Annotated in this window: 14 protein-coding genes; 9 read left to right on the top strand and 5 right to left on the bottom strand. The window is 40.6% G+C overall.

Features of this window, described 5'->3' with window-relative positions:
- Positions 1 to 175 precede the first annotated feature (175 nt).
- The 7 genes from fusA (at position 176) to DG474_RS08225 (ending at position 8,492) form a co-directional block, all read left to right on the top strand.
- Entirely contained in the window at positions 176 to 2,257 is a 2,082-nt protein-coding gene (gene fusA / locus DG474_RS08255) for an elongation factor G (RefSeq protein ID WP_255778061.1), read from the top strand.
- Between the two features lie 322 nt (positions 2,258 to 2,579).
- Positions 2,580 to 4,280, top strand: coding sequence for an acetolactate synthase large subunit (locus DG474_RS08250; RefSeq protein ID WP_000411743.1), 1,701 nt, complete (start codon positions 2,580 to 2,582; stop codon positions 4,278 to 4,280).
- Positions 4,273 to 4,749 carry an acetolactate synthase small subunit gene (gene ilvN / locus DG474_RS08245; RefSeq protein WP_001253813.1) on the top strand — a complete coding sequence of 159 codons (477 nt, stop codon included), beginning with the start codon at positions 4,273 to 4,275 and terminating at the stop codon, positions 4,747 to 4,749. Before DG474_RS08250 ends, ilvN begins: the two co-directional genes overlap by 8 nt.
- An 89-nt stretch (positions 4,750 to 4,838) precedes the next feature.
- Entirely contained in the window at positions 4,839 to 5,861 is a 1,023-nt protein-coding gene (ilvC, locus tag DG474_RS08240; protein ID WP_045763621.1) for a ketol-acid reductoisomerase, read from the top strand.
- A gap of 79 nt (positions 5,862 to 5,940) precedes the next feature.
- A complete protein-coding gene (gene ilvA / locus DG474_RS08235; protein ID WP_255778057.1) occupies positions 5,941 to 7,191 on the top strand; it encodes a threonine ammonia-lyase IlvA in 1,251 nt (416 codons plus the stop codon).
- Between the two features lie 82 nt (positions 7,192 to 7,273).
- Positions 7,274 to 8,170 carry an SPFH domain-containing protein gene (locus DG474_RS08230; protein WP_000244062.1) on the top strand — a complete coding sequence of 299 codons (897 nt, stop codon included), beginning with the start codon at positions 7,274 to 7,276 and terminating at the stop codon, positions 8,168 to 8,170.
- Between the two features lie 106 nt (positions 8,171 to 8,276).
- Positions 8,277 to 8,492 (top strand): capsule biosynthesis transcriptional regulator, encoded by a 216-nt coding sequence (locus DG474_RS08225; RefSeq protein ID WP_001130031.1) that lies wholly within the window; start codon positions 8,277 to 8,279, stop codon positions 8,490 to 8,492.
- A gap of 92 nt (positions 8,493 to 8,584) precedes the next feature.
- Here the strand turns inward: DG474_RS08225 and DG474_RS08220 are convergent, their stop codons facing one another.
- The gene (locus DG474_RS08220) at positions 8,585 to 9,325 is read right to left on the bottom strand and encodes an amino acid ABC transporter ATP-binding protein (protein WP_070567310.1); all 741 of its coding nucleotides are present in this window, start codon (positions 9,323 to 9,325) and stop codon (positions 8,585 to 8,587) included.
- Positions 9,322 to 10,887, bottom strand: a complete 1,566-nt coding sequence (locus tag DG474_RS08215) for an ABC transporter substrate-binding protein/permease (protein ID WP_255778055.1) — start codon at positions 10,885 to 10,887, stop codon at positions 9,322 to 9,324. The genes DG474_RS08220 and DG474_RS08215 overlap by 4 nt, the downstream gene beginning before the upstream one ends.
- 129 nt (positions 10,888 to 11,016) lie before the next feature.
- Here DG474_RS08215 and DG474_RS08210 point away from each other — a divergent pair, with 129 nt between their 5' ends.
- Positions 11,017 to 12,912 (top strand): DUF2207 domain-containing protein, encoded by a 1,896-nt coding sequence (locus DG474_RS08210; protein WP_255778054.1) that lies wholly within the window; start codon positions 11,017 to 11,019, stop codon positions 12,910 to 12,912.
- Positions 12,913 to 12,971: 59 nt separating this feature from the next.
- Complete coding sequence (locus DG474_RS08205) at positions 12,972 to 13,817, top strand: undecaprenyl-diphosphate phosphatase (protein ID WP_242746095.1); 846 nt, start codon at positions 12,972 to 12,974, stop codon at positions 13,815 to 13,817.
- Between the two features lie 148 nt (positions 13,818 to 13,965).
- On the opposite strand, the gene DG474_RS08200 is transcribed toward DG474_RS08205, so the two are convergent.
- From DG474_RS08200 to dinB, 3 genes are all read right to left on the bottom strand, one after another.
- Positions 13,966 to 14,598: a TetR/AcrR family transcriptional regulator gene (locus DG474_RS08200; protein ID WP_247931392.1), complete on the bottom strand. Its 633-nt coding sequence runs from the start codon at positions 14,596 to 14,598 to the stop codon at positions 13,966 to 13,968.
- Between the two features lie 100 nt (positions 14,599 to 14,698).
- Positions 14,699 to 15,022 (bottom strand): hypothetical protein, encoded by a 324-nt coding sequence (locus tag DG474_RS08195; RefSeq protein WP_125413950.1) that lies wholly within the window; start codon positions 15,020 to 15,022, stop codon positions 14,699 to 14,701.
- 564 nt (positions 15,023 to 15,586) lie between these two features.
- Positions 15,587 to 16,648, bottom strand: a complete 1,062-nt coding sequence (gene dinB / locus DG474_RS08190; protein ID WP_255778053.1) for a DNA polymerase IV — start codon at positions 16,646 to 16,648, stop codon at positions 15,587 to 15,589.
- Between the last annotated feature and the right edge of the window lie 24 nt (positions 16,649 to 16,672).

Below are 16,672 nucleotides of genomic sequence, written 5' to 3'. Positions count from 1 at the left end.
AGGAAAGCTTATCTATTTTCCAAGCTTTTAGCCCGAGTTCAATTCAACTTGTCTACAAGTTGAAACCAACAAAAACAAGATAAACATTGAGAACGGGTAGGTCCTGCCTATCCGTTTTTATTAAAATCGTGTTATAATAGAATAGAAATTAAAATAAATAGGAGAAACAAACCTCATGGCACGCGAATTTTCACTTGAAAAAACTCGTAATATCGGTATCATGGCTCACGTCGATGCCGGTAAAACAACAACTACTGAGCGTATTCTTTACTACACTGGTAAAATCCACAAAATCGGTGAAACTCACGAAGGTGCGTCACAAATGGACTGGATGGAGCAAGAGCAAGAACGTGGTATCACTATCACTTCTGCTGCGACAACAGCTCAATGGAATAACCACCGTGTAAACATCATCGACACACCAGGACACGTGGACTTCACAATCGAAGTACAACGTTCTCTTCGTGTATTGGATGGTGCGGTTACTGTTCTTGACTCACAATCAGGTGTTGAGCCTCAAACTGAAACAGTTTGGCGTCAAGCAACTGAATACGGAGTTCCACGTATCGTATTTGCCAACAAAATGGACAAAATCGGTGCTGACTTCCTTTACTCTGTAAGCACACTTCACGACCGTCTTCAAGCAAACGCACACCCAATCCAATTGCCAATCGGTGCTGAAGATGACTTCCGCGGTATCATCGACTTGATCAAGATGAAAGCTGAAATCTATACTAACGATCTTGGTACAGATATCCTTGAAGAAGATATTCCAGCTGAATACCTTGAGCAAGCACAAGAATACCGTGAAAAATTGGTTGAAGCAGTTGCTGAAACTGATGAAGACTTGATGATGAAATACCTTGAAGGTGAAGAAATCACTAACGAAGAATTGAAAGCTGCTATCCGTAAAGCAACTATCAACGTTGAATTCTTCCCAGTATTGTGTGGTTCTGCCTTCAAGAACAAGGGTGTTCAATTGATGCTTGATGCGGTTATCGACTACCTTCCAAGCCCACTTGATATCCCAGCAATCAAAGGTATCAACCCAGATACAGACGAAGAAGAAACTCGTCCAGCATCTGATGATGAGCCATTCGCAGCTCTTGCCTTCAAGATCATGACTGACCCATTCGTAGGTCGTTTGACATTCTTCCGTGTATACTCAGGTGTTCTTCAATCAGGTTCATACGTATTGAACACTTCTAAAGGTAAACGTGAACGTATCGGACGTATCCTTCAAATGCACGCTAACAGCCGTCAAGAAATCGACACTGTTTACTCAGGTGATATCGCTGCTGCCGTTGGTTTGAAAGATACTACAACTGGTGACTCATTGACAGATGAAAAAGCTAAAATCATCCTTGAGTCAATCAACGTTCCAGAACCAGTTATCCAATTGATGGTTGAGCCAAAATCTAAAGCTGACCAAGATAAGATGGGTATCGCCCTTCAAAAATTGGCTGAAGAAGATCCAACTTTCCGCGTTGAAACTAACGTTGAAACTGGTGAAACAGTTATCTCTGGTATGGGTGAACTTCACCTTGATGTCCTTGTTGACCGTATGCGTCGTGAGTTTAAAGTTGAAGCGAACGTAGGTGCTCCTCAAGTATCTTACCGTGAAACATTCCGTGCTTCTACTCAAGCACGTGGATTCTTCAAACGTCAGTCTGGTGGTAAAGGTCAATTCGGTGATGTATGGATTGAATTTACTCCAAACGAAGAAGGTAAAGGATTCGAATTCGAAAACGCAATCGTCGGTGGTGTGGTTCCTCGTGAATTTATCCCAGCGGTTGAAAAAGGTTTGGTAGAATCTATGGCTAACGGTGTTCTTGCAGGTTACCCAATGGTTGACGTTAAAGCTAAACTTTACGATGGTTCATACCACGATGTCGACTCATCTGAAACTGCCTTCAAGATCGCGGCTTCACTTGCCCTTAAAGAAGCTGCTAAATCAGCACAACCAGCTATCCTTGAACCAATGATGCTTGTAACCATCACTGTTCCAGAAGAAAACCTTGGTGATGTTATGGGTCACGTGACTGCTCGTCGTGGACGTGTAGATGGTATGGAAGCACACGGTAACAGCCAAATCGTTCGTGCTTACGTTCCACTTGCTGAAATGTTCGGTTATGCAACAGTTCTTCGTTCAGCATCTCAAGGACGTGGTACATTCATGATGGTATTTGACCACTACGAAGATGTACCTAAGTCAGTACAAGAAGAAATCATCAAGAAAAACAAAGGTGAAGACTAATCAGTCCTCACTCTAGAAGGAAGTCACTTAGTGGCTTCCTTTTTTGTCTTTAACTATTCATTTTTGATGAATATAGTATACGAATTTGGTCGCTAAGTGATAGAGTTACTAATTTTACCCAGAAAGAAAATATTCTAATTTGATAAATTAAAGTAAATAAAGCTTCCTAATTCCGTAGAAAACTTAATAAAAATGAGGAAAAGATTCATAAATACACTTTTAGATAGAAAATTCAGAAAATTGACTCTTTTGCCTTGAAAATTTTTGAAAAAATGGTATGATAGTAACAAGCTATTTTTTTAAGAGAAGAGAAAGGGGAATAATGGAGAAAATCAGTTTAGAATCTCCTAAGACGGGGTCGGACCTAGTTTTGGAAACACTTCGGGACTTAGGGATTGATACCATTTTTGGTTATCCTGGTGGTGCGGTCTTACCTTTGTATGATGCGATATACAATTTTAAAGGCATTCGCCACATCTTGGGACGCCATGAGCAAGGTTGTTTGCACGAAGCTGAAGGATATGCCAAATCAACTGGAAAGTTGGGCGTTGCCGTCGTCACGAGTGGGCCGGGAGCAACAAATGCCATTACAGGGATTGCAGATGCCATGAGCGATAGCGTTCCCCTTTTGGTTTTTACAGGTCAGGTTGCGCGAGCTGGAATTGGGAAGGATGCCTTTCAGGAGGCAGATATCGTAGGTATTACCATGCCCATTACCAAGTACAATTACCAAGTCCGTGAGACAGCAGATATTCCCCGTATCATAACGGAAGCCGTGCATATCGCAACGACAGGTCGTCCAGGTCCAGTTGTGATTGACTTGCCAAAGGATGTATCAGCTCTAGAGACAGATTTCATCTATTCACCAGAGGTGAATTTACCAAGTTACCAACCGACGCTTGATCCAAATGACATGCAAATCAAGAAAATCTTGAAGCAATTGTCAAAAGCCAAGAAACCGGTTTTGTTAGCAGGTGGTGGTATCAGCTATGCAGAAGCTTCTAAGGAGCTCAATGAATTTGCTGAACGTTACCAAATTCCAGTAGTCACTAGTCTTTTGGGGCAAGGTACCATTGCAACAAGCCATCCGCTTTTCCTAGGAATGGGAGGAATGCACGGCTCTTTCGCAGCCAACATTGCAATGACTGAAGCAGACTTTATGATTAGTATTGGTTGTCGTTTCGATGACCGCTTGACGGGGAATCCTAAGACCTTTGCTAAAAATGCTAAGGTTGCTCATATCGATATTGATCCAGCTGAGATTGGCAAGATTATCAGTGCAGATATTCCTGTAGTGGGGGATGCTAAGAAAGCCTTGCAGATGTTGTTGGCAGAGCCAACTGTTCATAACAATACTGAAAAGTGGATTGAAAAAGTCACTAAAGACAAGAACCGCGTTCGTTCTTATGACAAGAAAGAACGTGTGGTTCAACCTCAGGCTGTTATTGAACGCATCGGTGAGTTGACGAATGGAGATGCCATTGTTGTAACTGACGTAGGGCAACACCAAATGTGGACAGCTCAGTATTACCCATATCAGAATGAACGTCAATTGGTAACTTCAGGTGGCTTGGGTACCATGGGCTTCGGAGTTCCTGCAGCTATTGGTGCCAAAATTGCCAATCCAGAAAAAGAGGTTATCCTTTTTGTCGGTGATGGTGGCTTCCAAATGACCAACCAAGAGCTAGCTATCCTAAATATCTACAAAGTTCCGATTAAGGTTGTCATGTTGAATAACCACTCACTAGGAATGGTTCGCCAGTGGCAGGAATCCTTCTATGAAGGTAGAACGTCAGAGTCAGTCTTTGATACACTTCCTGACTTCCAGCTGATGGCACAGGCTTACGGCATCAAAAACTATAAATTTGATAATCCAGAGACGATAGAGAAGGATCTAGAAGTCATTCTAGAGGATGTGCCCATGTTTATCGAGGTGGACATTTCTCGTAAGGAACAGGTCTTACCGATGGTACCAGCTGGTAAGAGCAATCATGAGATGTTGGGGGTGAAGTTCCATGCGTAGAATGTTAACAGCTAGATTGCAAAACCGTTCAGGAGTCTTGAATCGTTTTACAGGTGTCCTTTCTCGTCGTCAAGTCAATATTGAGAGTATCTCAGTTGGTGCGACAGAGAACCCCAATGTATCACGTATCACCATCATTATTGATGTAGCTTCTCATGATGAAGTAGAGCAAATCATTAAACAGCTCAATCGTCAGATTGATGTGATTCGCATTCGAGATATCACAGATAAACCACACTTGGAAAGAGAAGTTATCTTGGTAAAGGTATCTGCTCCTGCTGAAAAGCGTGCAGAAATCTTGGCCATTATCCAACCTTTCCGTGCAACAGTAGTAGATGTGGCTCCAAGCTCAATCACCATCCAGATGACTGGAAATGCTGAAAAGAGTGAAGCTTTATTGCGAGTGATTCGACCATATGGTATTAAAAATATCGCTCGTACGGGTGCAACTGGTTTTACCCGCGATTAATACTCTTTGATTTTCATTGAGTATAAAAATAACTTAAATTTGTTAAACCAGCCTATAAGGCAATAAAAAATAGAAAAGAGAGAAAAACTATGGCAGTTCAAATGGAATACGAAAAAGATGTTAAAGTAGCAGCGCTTGACGGTAAAAAAATCGCCGTAATCGGCTATGGTTCACAAGGACATGCGCATGCGCAAAATTTGCGTGATTCAGGTCGTGATGTCATCATCGGTGTGCGTCCAGGTAAATCTTTTGACAAAGCAAAAGAAGACGGATTTGACACTTACACAGTAGCAGAAGCAACTAAATTGGCTGACGTTATTATGATTTTGGCACCAGACGAAATCCAACAAGAATTGTACGAAGCAGAAATCGCTCCAAACTTGGAAGCTGGAAATGCAGTTGGATTTGCTCATGGTTTCAATATCCACTTTGAATTTATCAAAGTTCCTGCAGATGTAGATGTCTTCATGTGTGCTCCTAAAGGACCAGGACACTTGGTACGTCGTACTTACGAAGAAGGATTTGGTGTGCCAGCTCTTTACGCAGTTTACCAAGATGCTACAGGAAATGCGAAAGACATTGCTATGGACTGGTGTAAAGGTGTTGGGGCAGCTCGTGTTGGTTTGCTTGAAACAACTTACAAAGAAGAAACTGAAGAAGATCTCTTTGGTGAACAAGCCGTACTTTGTGGTGGTTTGACTGCCCTTATCGAAGCAGGTTTTGAAGTCTTGACAGAAGCAGGCTATGCCCCAGAATTGGCTTACTTTGAAGTTCTTCACGAAATGAAGTTGATCGTTGACTTGATCTATGAAGGTGGATTCAAGAAAATGCGTCAATCTATTTCAAACACTGCTGAATACGGTGACTATGTATCAGGTCCACGTGTGATTACTGAGCAAGTTAAAGAAAACATGAAAGCTGTTTTGGCAGATATCCAAAATGGTAAATTTGCAAATGACTTTGTGAATGACTACAAGGCTGGTCGTCCAAAATTAACTGCTTACCGTGAACAAGCAGCTAACCTTGAAATTGAAAAAGTTGGTGCAGAATTGCGTAAAGCAATGCCTTTCGTTGGTAAAAACGACGACGACGCATTCAAAATCTACAATTAATTCTTGTAAAGAGAGACAGAAGGCGAGTTGGGGGTACCTAACTCGTTTTTTATCTTGAAAAGTATTTGAGGAGGAGACAATGCTAAGTGCAACAGATGTGGTGAAAGCCCACAAAGTTTTGAGTGGTGTAGTAGTTGATACACCACTAGAATATGATCATTATTTATCAGAAAAATACCAAGCAAAGATTTATCTCAAAAAGGAGAATGCGCAACGAGTTCGCTCTTTTAAAATTCGTGGAGCCTATTATGCCATTTCTCAACTATCAAAAGAAGAACGCGAGCGTGGTGTAGTCTGTGCCTCTGCGGGAAATCACGCTCAAGGTGTCGCCTATACTTGTAATGAGATGAAGATTCCTGCAACGATCTTTATGCCCATCACAACACCGCAACAAAAGATTGGGCAGGTTCGCTTTTTCGGTGGAGAGTTCGTGACAATCAAGTTGGTTGGGGATACATTTGATGCTTCTGCTAAGGCAGCACAAGAATTTACATTGACAGAAAACCGCACCTTCATCGATCCTTTTGATGATGCGCATGTTCAGGCTGGTCAAGGGACTGTAGCCTATGAGATTCTTGAAGAAGCCCGTAAAGAGTCTATTGATTTTGATACAGTACTTGTACCAGTAGGTGGTGGCGGATTGATTGCCGGTGTTTCAACTTACATCAAGGAAACCAACCCGACCATTGAAGTGATCGGAGTAGAAGCTAATGGTGCTCGCTCTATGAAAGCAGCCTTTGAAGCTGGGGGACCAGTTAAGCTCAAAGAAATTGATAAGTTTGCTGATGGGATAGCCGTACAAAAGGTTGGACAATTAACCTATGAAGCGACTCGTAAGAATGTTGAAACGCTGATTGGGGTGGACGAGGGATTGATTTCTGAAACCTTGATTGATCTTTATTCCAAACAAGGAATTGTAGCAGAACCAGCCGGAGCTGCCAGCGTTGCAGCCTTGGAAGTTTTATCAGATTATATCAAAGGCAAGACGATTTGTTGTATCATTTCTGGGGGCAATAACGATATCAACCGCATGCCAGAGATGGAAGAACGTGCCTTGATTTACGATGGAATCAAGCATTACTTTGTAGTGAATTTCCCACAACGTCCAGGAGCTCTACGAGAGTTTGTAAATGACATTTTGGGGCCAAATGATGACATCACTCGTTTTGAATATATCAAACGAGCAAGCAAGGGGACAGGCCCTGTCTTGATTGGGGTAGCCCTTGCCAATAAGCATGACTATGCTGGATTGATTCATCGAATGGAAAAGTTTGACCCATCTTATATTAATTTGAATGGGAACGAAACGTTGTACAATATGCTAGTTTAAGCTAAAATAAAATTATTATCATATTATTTGCGTAATGGTAATGATGGTGCTATAATGAGGGTGACGAAAGGGGGAGATTCCCATGGTTTTACAAATTTTACTTGTTTTATTGTTTTTAGTGGTAATTGCATCAGTGATTATGGTTAGTTCTGTGTATGTGGTTCGACAACAATCTGTCGCTATCATAGAACGCTTTGGTAAATACCAAAAATTGAGCAATAGTGGTATTCATTTACGAGCTCCTTTTGGGATTGATAGGATTGCAGCAAGAGTTCAACTACGCTTGTTGCAAAGTGAGATTGTTGTAGAGACAAAGACGCAAGATAATGTATTTGTAACGATGAATGTAGCAACTCAGTATCGAGTAAATGAAAACAATGTCACAGATGCCTATTATAAATTGATGCGTCCAGAAGCCCAGATCAAATCCTATATTGAAGATGCTTTGCGTTCATCAGTACCGAAGTTAACCCTAGATGAGTTGTTTGAGAAAAAAGATGAAATCGCCTTAGAAGTTCAAAAACAAGTAGCGGAAGAAATGTCTACATATGGGTATATCATTGTCAAAACGCTGATTACTAAGGTTGAACCTGATGCTGAAGTAAAACAATCAATGAATGAAATTAACGCGGCTCAACGTAAGAGAGTTGCGGCGCAAGAACTTGCTGAAGCAGATAAGATTAAAATCGTGACCGCAGCAGAAGCAGAAGCAGAAAAAGATCGCCTACATGGTGTAGGGATTGCAGAGCAGCGTAAAGCAATTGTTGACGGACTAGCTGATTCTATCCAAGAGTTAAAGGGAGCCAATGTTGAGCTAACTGAAGAACAAATCATGTCTATCCTATTAACGAACCAGTATTTAGATACGTTGAATAATTTTGCAGATAAAGAGGGTAATAATACAATCTTCCTACCAGCGAATCCTAATGGAGTCGAGGACATAAGAACTCATATATTATCGGCTTTAAAAGCCAAATAAAAATATGCAGAATAATATAGTTACGACGTATATATGTTTTTTTATTGACAAATGAAATAAAAACGTATACAATTAAGTATTGTAAAGAATAATTTAGGAGAAGAACATGGCTAAGTCGAACTTTGAAAAAGTAGAAGCAGTTGTTGGCTGGGTTCGTGATAAGAAAATCACAGGCTACCGTATCTCTAAAGAAACGAATGCGCGTGAAATGTCTATCATTGCTCTAGCACAAGGACGCGCAAAAGTTAAAAATATTTCATTTGAAACAGCTCTTGGTTTAATCGATTTCTATGAAAAAAATCATGAAAAATTTGAAGATTAAACTGTGGTCACAGGCAGATTCCTGAGTCGAGTCTGCCTTTTCTTTACAATTACAAATAACAAAGACTGCATAAAGAATGCAGTCTTTGTTTATTAGCTGAGATAACGTTGAAGAAATTCTTTTGTTCGTTCTTCTTTAGGGTTCGTGAAGAGTTCTTCTGGTTTGCCTTCTTCAGCAATGACGCCCTTATCCATAAAGATGACACGGTGAGAGACATCGCGAGCGAATTCCATTTCGTGGGTTACGACGATCATGGTCAAGCCTTCTTGAGCCAAATCTTGCATAATTTTGAGAACTTCTCCGACCATTTCTGGGTCAAGGGCAGATGTTGGTTCATCGAAGAGAATGGCATCAGGATTCATGGAGAGTGCGCGGGCGATAGCCACGCGTTGTTTCTGCCCACCTGAAAGTTGCTTCGGCTTGGCTTGCCAGTAACGTTCTCCCATGCCAACTTTTTCGAGATTCTCTTTGGCAATTTTTTCGGCTTCAGAGTGATCACGTTTAAGGACAATCGTCTGAGCGACGATTGTATTTTCGAGGACATTCAGATTTTCAAAGAGATTGAAAGATTGGAAAACCATACCGAGTTTTTCACGATAATGGGTGAGGTTATAGCCTTTTTCTAAGACATTTTCTCCTCGATAGAGAATCTCTCCCTCTGTAGGTGTTTCGAGTAAATTAATTGAACGAAGGAAGGTTGATTTTCCGCTTCCTGAGCTCCCGATGATGGAAATAACCTCTCCTTTATGGACGGTGAGGGAAATATCTTTTAGCACTTCGTTTTGCCCATAGGATTTTTTGAGGTGTTTGATTTCAAGGATTGGTTGTGTCATTTTTTCAAATCCTCCGTTTGCATTTGGTTAGCACCTGTAGTGTAAGTATCCATGTCCATACGACGTTCGATGAAGCGTAGGATACGGGTCACAGTAAAGGTGAGGACAAAGTAAATCACGGCGATAATGGTAAAGGTCTGGAAGTATTGATAGGTTTGTGTTGCTACAGTATTTCCTGAGAAATAAAGCTCAACAACTGAAATAACGTTCAATACAGAGGTATCTTTGATATTGATGACAAATTCATTACCAGTAGCAGGTAGAATATTACGGATAACCTGAGGTAGGACAATCTTACGCATGGTTTGATTGTGGGTCATACCGAGAGCAGTTGCAGCTTCAAACTGTCCTTTGTCAACTGCTAGAATACCACCACGAACGATCTCTGTCATGTAGGCACCCGTGTTGATTGAGACGATGAAGATAGCAGCTAGTGTGCGGTCAAGATTGATACCGAAAGCTTGGGCAGTTCCATAGTAGATAACCATAGATTGAACAATCATCGGTGTACCACGGAAGATTTCGATATAGACATTGAGAATCCAACCGACTAATTTCTGTAGGGCGTACATTGCCTTGTTCTCAGATAGTGGAGCGGTACGGAAGACCCCGATTGCAAGTCCGATAAGGAGACCTGTGATGGTTCCGATAATGGAGATTAAGAGTGTGATACCAGCACCACGCAAGAGTTGTTGCCAGTTTTCAGAAAGTATCTTAGCGACTTGGCTAAAGAAACTACTTTCTTCCTCTGTTGTTGTAGACTCCACAGGTTGCTCTTTGATCATACGATCCATGAGGGCTACTTGCTCATCCTTTGAGATGGTTTCGATGCTCGCATTGATTTGGTTGATACGGCTGTCATCTTTACGAAGTCCAATGGCAATAGCTGTATCTTCTTCGCCAGTTTTGAAACCTGGTTGAGGTTGGATCATTTTGAACTTAGCGTTAGCAGACTCAGCGGTCATTGCTTCAGGTCGTTCAGAAACATAGGCATCAATAACACCGGCCTCCAGAGCTTGACGCATCTGAGCAAAGTCGCCCATAGCTGTTTCTTTTTTGGCACCTGGAATTTGGGAAATCAAGTCATAAAGATAAACACCTTGTTGAGACGTGATTTTTGCTCCGCTAAAGTCTTCCAAAGATTTGGCATTTGCATAGGCAGAGTCCTTTTTTACCAATAGAACGGGTTCGCTAGTATAGTAACTGCTTGAAAAAGCAATTTCTTGTTTGCGTTCAGCGGTTGGGCTCATACCGGCAATGATCATATCGATTTTGCCAGAAGTAAGGGCTGGAACAAGTCCTTCCCATTTGGTTTTCACAACCAAAGGTTCCTTGCCAAGGTCTTTGGCAATCTTTTTAGCAATTTGAACATCGTAGCCGTTGGCATATTGGTTGGTACCGTCGATTTTGACGGCGCCGTTACTATCGTCGTCTTGGGTCCAGTTGAAGGGAGCGTAAGCTGCCTCCATCCCGATGCGTAAATATTCGTCGGCTTGGACTTGGCTAACTAGTCCTAAGGTAAGGGCTAAGCTAGCAAGGATAGATAAGCATAATTTTTTCATGTTTTCTCCTATTTCTAGTCTAAAAATGACTCTCTCTATTGTATCTAAAAATAGTGAGATTTTCAATACAAGTAAGCCTTTACTTATAAAAAATGATATAATGGTAAAAAGATTGAAAGGGAACCGATTATGAAAAAAAGATGGCTGTTGGCTTTGGTATTTACTTATTTATTATTTATACCGAGCCTGGTTTTTGCAGTAGACTTTGATATCTTATCCTATCAGGGTGATTTGAATATTCATGCAGATAATACTGCAATTTTTAAGGAAACAATTACCTACCGCTTTGGAGATGATTATAATGGTCAGTTAGTTGGACTCGGGAAAGCTGGGAAAATGCCAGAAGGATTTGATATTGATCCCGATCCAACCGTTCAGGTCTCTAAGAATGGAAGAATTGTTCAAAATGCTTCCTTCTATACTATGGAGGAAGAGGACGGTTACAAGGTAAAAATTTACAATGCTGGATATGCCGGAGATACTGTTCGGGTAACGGTTACCTGGAAATTAACAAATCTTCTCTTCTTATATAAGGATATCGCAGAGCTAAATTGGCAACCCTTGACAGATAGTACTGGAGATATCAAAGAGATTGAGTTTAAGGTTAGCTCTGATACCCCAGCAGAGAAACTCTATTTTCATGCAGGCCAACTCCTAAGGGACTCTAGTGTTGAAAAAGCAAATAATCTCTATCATGTCAAAATGAAAGACCTTCCTAGAAAGCGACAGATCGAATTACACGCATACTGGCCGAGAAGTGCTTTTGCAGGAGCTCCAGATCAAGGATTAGAGGAAGAACGTTTAACGGATTTTAACCGGATTGAAAGCAATATAGCGACAGAAAAAGCGCAAAGTGAGATAATGATGAAATGGGTGTTTCCCGTCATTTTTATGAGTCTCTTACTTCTAGTTCCTATCTTCTATAGGATGTTTCGTCAGAGTACACGCATTAAAAAGGTCTTTCCAAAAGATCATCGACTCTACGAACCACCGATGGATTTGCCTCCAATGGTTTTAGCAGAAGCAGTGTATTCAACTTCCTTAGAGGAGGTCAATCCCCTAAACAAATCAGGGTTTGGCAAATTTACTTTTGAACGTTTGATTCAGGCAACCTTGTTGGATTTAGTAGATCGAGGTCATTTATCTATTTTTCAAGGGGATGAGGAACCTTATGTGCGCATTATCAGTGAAAAGGGTTTGTCCAATTTTGAGAAGGAATGCCTGCGCATGACCTTGTCAAATAAGAAAGAATTGGCTATTTCAGAGCTCTTCCCTGATTACCAAGTTTCGTCTTCCCTTTACCGTGGTGCCAAAGAGTCAGATGAAAAACATATCCGAGAAACAGGCTTGCGTCTCAAACGCTCCTTTGAAGGAAGACTTCAACGCATTCAGTCTTGTGTCAAGGATAAGGTCCATGTACTTCGTATCCCAAGCTACTATCGTCCCTTGACAAGTGAGGAACGTCGCCTTGCTCTCGGGATGCGGGTCTGTTCAGCCATAACAGCTTTAGGTGGATTGCTCTTCTTTTACTATAGCTGGCAAACACATGGCTTCTTTTCGATCCCATTTCTACTCTTAGGATTGACAGGATTAGGGGCTAGTTTCTGGGTTTATCTTGCCACGCGAGGAGCCTATCGCGATGGAGTTCTGACAGAGGAAGGAGCGGAAATCTTCTATCTCTGGACGAGTTTTGAAAATATGCTTCGGGATATCGCTCATCTAGATCAGGCTGAGCTAGAGAGCATCGTCCTTTGGAACCGTCTACTGGTCTATGCGACTCTCTTTGGTTATGCCAAGAAGGTGAGCAAGTTAATGAAAGTTCGCCATATTCAGCTTGAAAATCCAGATTTGAATCTTTATGTAGCCTATGGTTGGCACTCACAGTTCTACACCTCAACTGCACAAATCAAGCAATATACTGCTGTCGCGAATACAGCTAGCAATTACTCTGTATCTTCTGGAAGTGGTTCTTCAGGTGGAGGATTCTCAGGAGGCGGAGGCGGTGGTAGTATCGGCGCCTTTTAAAAAATCTATCGCAACATCCGAAATTATGCTATAATAGAGGACAGAAAAAGGAGTAATGTATGTATTTTATTGAAATTTTGAAGTCAATCTTTTTTGGGATTGTTGAAGGAATTACAGAATGGTTGCCGATTTCAAGTACTGGCCACTTGATCTTGGTTGAAGAATTTGTCCAATACAAGGACCAAAATGAAGCCTTCATGTCCATGTTTAATGTTGTCATTCAGCTCGGCGCTATCTTAGCGGTTATGGTCATTTACTTTAACAAGCTTAATCCTTTCAAACCTGGTAAAAATAAGGTAGAAGTCCGTCGAACTTGGCAATTGTGGTCAAAAGTCTTGGTTGCAACCTTGCCTTTGCTCTTGGTTTTTAAACTAGATGATTGGTTTGATGCCAACTTCCATAACATGGTTTCAGTTGCGATTATGTTGATTATCTATGGGGTTGCCTTTATCTATCTTGAAAAACGAAATAAGGCGCAAGCCATTGAACCAACAGTAACAGAGCTAGACAAGTTGCCTTATAAAACAGCCCTTTACATTGGGCTCTTCCAAGTCCTCGCTCTCTTTCCAGGAACGAGCCGTTCAGGTGCGACGATTGTTGGTGGTTTGTTAAATGGAACGAGCCGCTCTGTCGTAACAGAGTTTACCTTCTATCTCGGAATTCCGGTTATGTTCGGAGCCAGTGCTTTAAAGATTTTCAAATTTATTAAAGCAGGTCAACTCTTGAGTTTTGGACAACTGTTCTTGCTCTTGGTTGCTATGGGTGTTGCCTTTGCGGTCAGCATGGTTGCCATTCGTTTCTTGACCAGCTATGTGAAGAAGCACGACTTTACACTCTTTGGTAAATACCGTATCGTACTCGGTAGTGTCTTGTTGCTCTATAGTTTTGTGCGTTTATTTGTATAAGTTAAAAATAAAATAGGATAGTTCGCCAAAAAAACATTCGGGGAACTATCCTATTTTTTTATAATCGTTTAGTTTATTTTTTTCACCTTATTATGCCGCCTTGTCCTACGTTTATCCAAGGCTTTAAAAGTAAACGAAAAGATTGTATTTAATTTGATTGACTTAAAATTTCTTGGATCAAAGATTCATCAAAAATATCTAGTCCGATGGATTGAAGCATAAATTGTAAAAAATAGATACGATCAACTATTTTTTCGGAAGAATTTTCAAAAATACTCCCTTCTACCCAAAAGTTAGTCAAAAGCAAGATTGTCTCGGCTGCTTCATTAGGGAAGGGGATAGGTTGGATGGACTGATCTTCTATTCCTTTTTTTATAATATCTGCAATAAGGGGAGTTCCTATACGCAGATTATAACGGATAATAGTCAGCATGAACTCCGCATCAAGAGGCGCGTGATTCAACATTTCGTAGTTAGTTTTCTGACTTTTTAAACTAAACTGAAAGGTTTCTTTGAGCTGCTCTCTTCCAGTTAAATGACTGGTGGATTCAAGCCAGTCTAGCAATTCCTTTTCCATCAATTGATAACGCTGTTTTAAAACTGCAAAAAAAATTTCATCTTTTGATTGAAAATGGTGATAAATGGCTCCTTTTGAAATGCCAGCTGTTTGCGCTATATTTTGTACACTTGTTTTTTCATAGCCGTTGTGAATAAAAAGCTGTGTAGCCGTTGATAAAATTTTTTCAATCATTGCTTGAGATTTTTCTGTTTTTGCGACCATTGAGTTCCTTCTCTCTGTTTTATTAAATTTATTTTATCAAAAAAAGAAGAAAAGGTAATATTTGAGCAGTCTAATAAGCCTCCTTCTTAAGAAAACCACTCTACTTTTTTAATTTTGCTTCTATACGTTTGATGTGATACAAGTTTGAGAGAACTGAAATCCCACCAATGGCCATTATTCCTAAACCATTCCAAGGACTAAACAAAGTAGTGATGAGCCCACCAGTAAGTGTAGCATATCCACATTTCACTCCCAAACGAGAATGTCGGATACCGCTCTCTCCTTGTGTTAATCGGTAAAGCTGTTCTTTTTGCAGTTTTATTTGCTTTTGAATGGCTTCGTGATGACGTATTTGTTGTTGACGTACTCGTTGATTTTGTTTTGCAATAGAATCGATTGTTTTTTCTAGCATAGTTTTTTTCATGTTAAGCCCTTTCTTTTAAAAACCGACCAGACGGTATTTTTATATTTTCTAGTTTAACAAATAAAAATGAAGGTGTCAACACCTACCACTTATGAGAAAAAGTTTTTTATTAGGAACTATCTGAAATCTATCTCACATTTTTAGTTTTAAGTGTTGGAGTTAATACTTACTTAAAACCAACTGCTCCTTTTCATTAATAAACTGTCAAAAAATATTGTAGTCCAAGTATATGCGTGGGAATGTCCCTTGGAAATTATAGTATATATCCTAGTACAAATGCGGTAGGACATCAAACTAAACTATATTTCTCAAAAGCATTCAGTTTTCTAGCAAAAGAGAGAGGGAATAAGAGGAAAAGGCTTTCTTGAATTAGGAATTATTAGAGTCTAAAAAGGGAATAATACTAATACAGCCTGCCGAATGCTGGTCAGCAATTTAAGATAGTACCTCAGACTGTTTTAGTGGTTAGCTACCACGATCTAAAAATTATTTTTAAAACAGAATGAGGCTGAAACACTTTTGTTCCAACCTCATTTGATTTAAACCAATGCCCTCTTTGAGGATTTAAAATCCTGTCACCGTAATTCCTAGTAAACGGATACCTTTTTCTTTTTCAGCTAGTTCTTCGTAGAGTTGAAGGGCAGTTTGAGAAATCTGACTAGCGTCCTGTGTTGCTTGTGGAAGGCTTTTTCGTCTAGTCAGAGTGGAGAAGTCGGTGTAACGAATCTTTAGGATAATGATTTTTCCAGCTTTGTCCTGCTTGCTGAGATTGAGAGCTACCTTTTCGGAGAGGAGAGTCAGTTCTTTTTTGATGTCTTCGTCAACCTGGAGAATCTTCCCATAGGTTTTCTCTTTGCCAATGGACTTACGAATGCGATCGGACTTGACTGGTGAGTTATGAATGCCCCTTGCCTTTCGATAAAGGTCAAAGCCGAGTCTGCCAAAGCGATCGATTAAAGTGACTTCAGAGACGTCCAATAAGTCTGCACCAGTATAAATGCCCATTTCATGAAGCTTTTCTACTGTCTTCTTTCCTACACCATGAAATTTAGCAATGTCCATTTGTTTGAGAAAGTCTTGGGCTTGGTCAGGTAGAATCACTGTCAAACCATGTGGCTTCTGATAATCACTGGCCATTTTAGCTAGAAATTTATTGTAGGAAACGCCTGCAGAAGCAGTCAGGTGTAGTTCCTGCCAGATATCCTGTTGGATGAGGCGGGCAATTTTGACGGCTGACTTGATACCGAGTTTATTTTCTGTCACATCCAAGTAAGCCTCGTCAATACTCATAGGTTCAATCAAATCAGTGTAGCGTTTAAAAATAGCTCGAATCTCAAGTCCCACAGTCTTATACTTTTCATAATTTCCTGAGATAAAGACAGCTTGGGGACAGCGCTCATAAGCTTCTTTAGAGCTCATAGCCGAATGAACACCAAAAGCTCGTGCTTCATAGCTACAGGTAGAAACGACACCTCGACCACCTGTTTGTCTGGGGTCGCTTCCTATAATGACAGGTTTGCCCTTTAACTTGGGATTATCTCTTATTTCCACCGCAGCAAAAAAGGCATCCATGTCGATATGGATGATTTTTCTGGACAGATCATTTATCAATGGAAATATGAGCATTTCAATCCCTTTCTAGTGTCGTTT

The organism is Streptococcus oralis, assembly GCF_024399415.1.
GTDB classification, from domain to species: Bacteria; Bacillota; Bacilli; order Lactobacillales; family Streptococcaceae; genus Streptococcus; species Streptococcus oralis_CS.
Note: the sequence above shows the minus strand (reverse complement) of the source record. Positions and strands in the feature narration are given on the sequence as shown.

Bases quoted from the DNA above. Each gene is read 5' to 3' on its own strand.
- fusA (WP_255778061.1), top strand. From the start codon at position 176: ATGGCACGCGAATTTTCACTTGAAAAAACTCGTAATATCGGTATCATG.
- DG474_RS08250 (WP_000411743.1), top strand. From the start codon at position 2,580: ATGGAGAAAATCAGTTTAGAATCTCCTAAGACGGGGTCGGACCTAGTT.
- ilvN (WP_001253813.1), top strand. From the start codon at position 4,273: ATGCGTAGAATGTTAACAGCTAGATTGCAAAACCGTTCAGGAGTCTTG.
- ilvC (WP_045763621.1), top strand. From the start codon at position 4,839: ATGGCAGTTCAAATGGAATACGAAAAAGATGTTAAAGTAGCAGCGCTT.
- ilvA (WP_255778057.1), top strand. From the start codon at position 5,941: ATGCTAAGTGCAACAGATGTGGTGAAAGCCCACAAAGTTTTGAGTGGT.
- DG474_RS08230 (WP_000244062.1), top strand. From the start codon at position 7,274: ATGGTTTTACAAATTTTACTTGTTTTATTGTTTTTAGTGGTAATTGCA.
- DG474_RS08225 (WP_001130031.1), top strand. From the start codon at position 8,277: ATGGCTAAGTCGAACTTTGAAAAAGTAGAAGCAGTTGTTGGCTGGGTT.
- DG474_RS08220 (WP_070567310.1), bottom strand. From the start codon at position 9,325: ATGACACAACCAATCCTTGAAATCAAACACCTCAAAAAATCCTATGGG.
- DG474_RS08215 (WP_255778055.1), bottom strand. From the start codon at position 10,887: ATGAAAAAATTATGCTTATCTATCCTTGCTAGCTTAGCCCTTACCTTA.
- DG474_RS08210 (WP_255778054.1), top strand. From the start codon at position 11,017: ATGAAAAAAAGATGGCTGTTGGCTTTGGTATTTACTTATTTATTATTT.
- DG474_RS08205 (WP_242746095.1), top strand. From the start codon at position 12,972: ATGTATTTTATTGAAATTTTGAAGTCAATCTTTTTTGGGATTGTTGAA.
- DG474_RS08200 (WP_247931392.1), bottom strand. From the start codon at position 14,598: ATGGTCGCAAAAACAGAAAAATCTCAAGCAATGATTGAAAAAATTTTA.
- DG474_RS08195 (WP_125413950.1), bottom strand. From the start codon at position 15,022: ATGAAAAAAACTATGCTAGAAAAAACAATCGATTCTATTGCAAAACAA.
- dinB (WP_255778053.1), bottom strand. From the start codon at position 16,648: ATGCTCATATTTCCATTGATAAATGATCTGTCCAGAAAAATCATCCAT.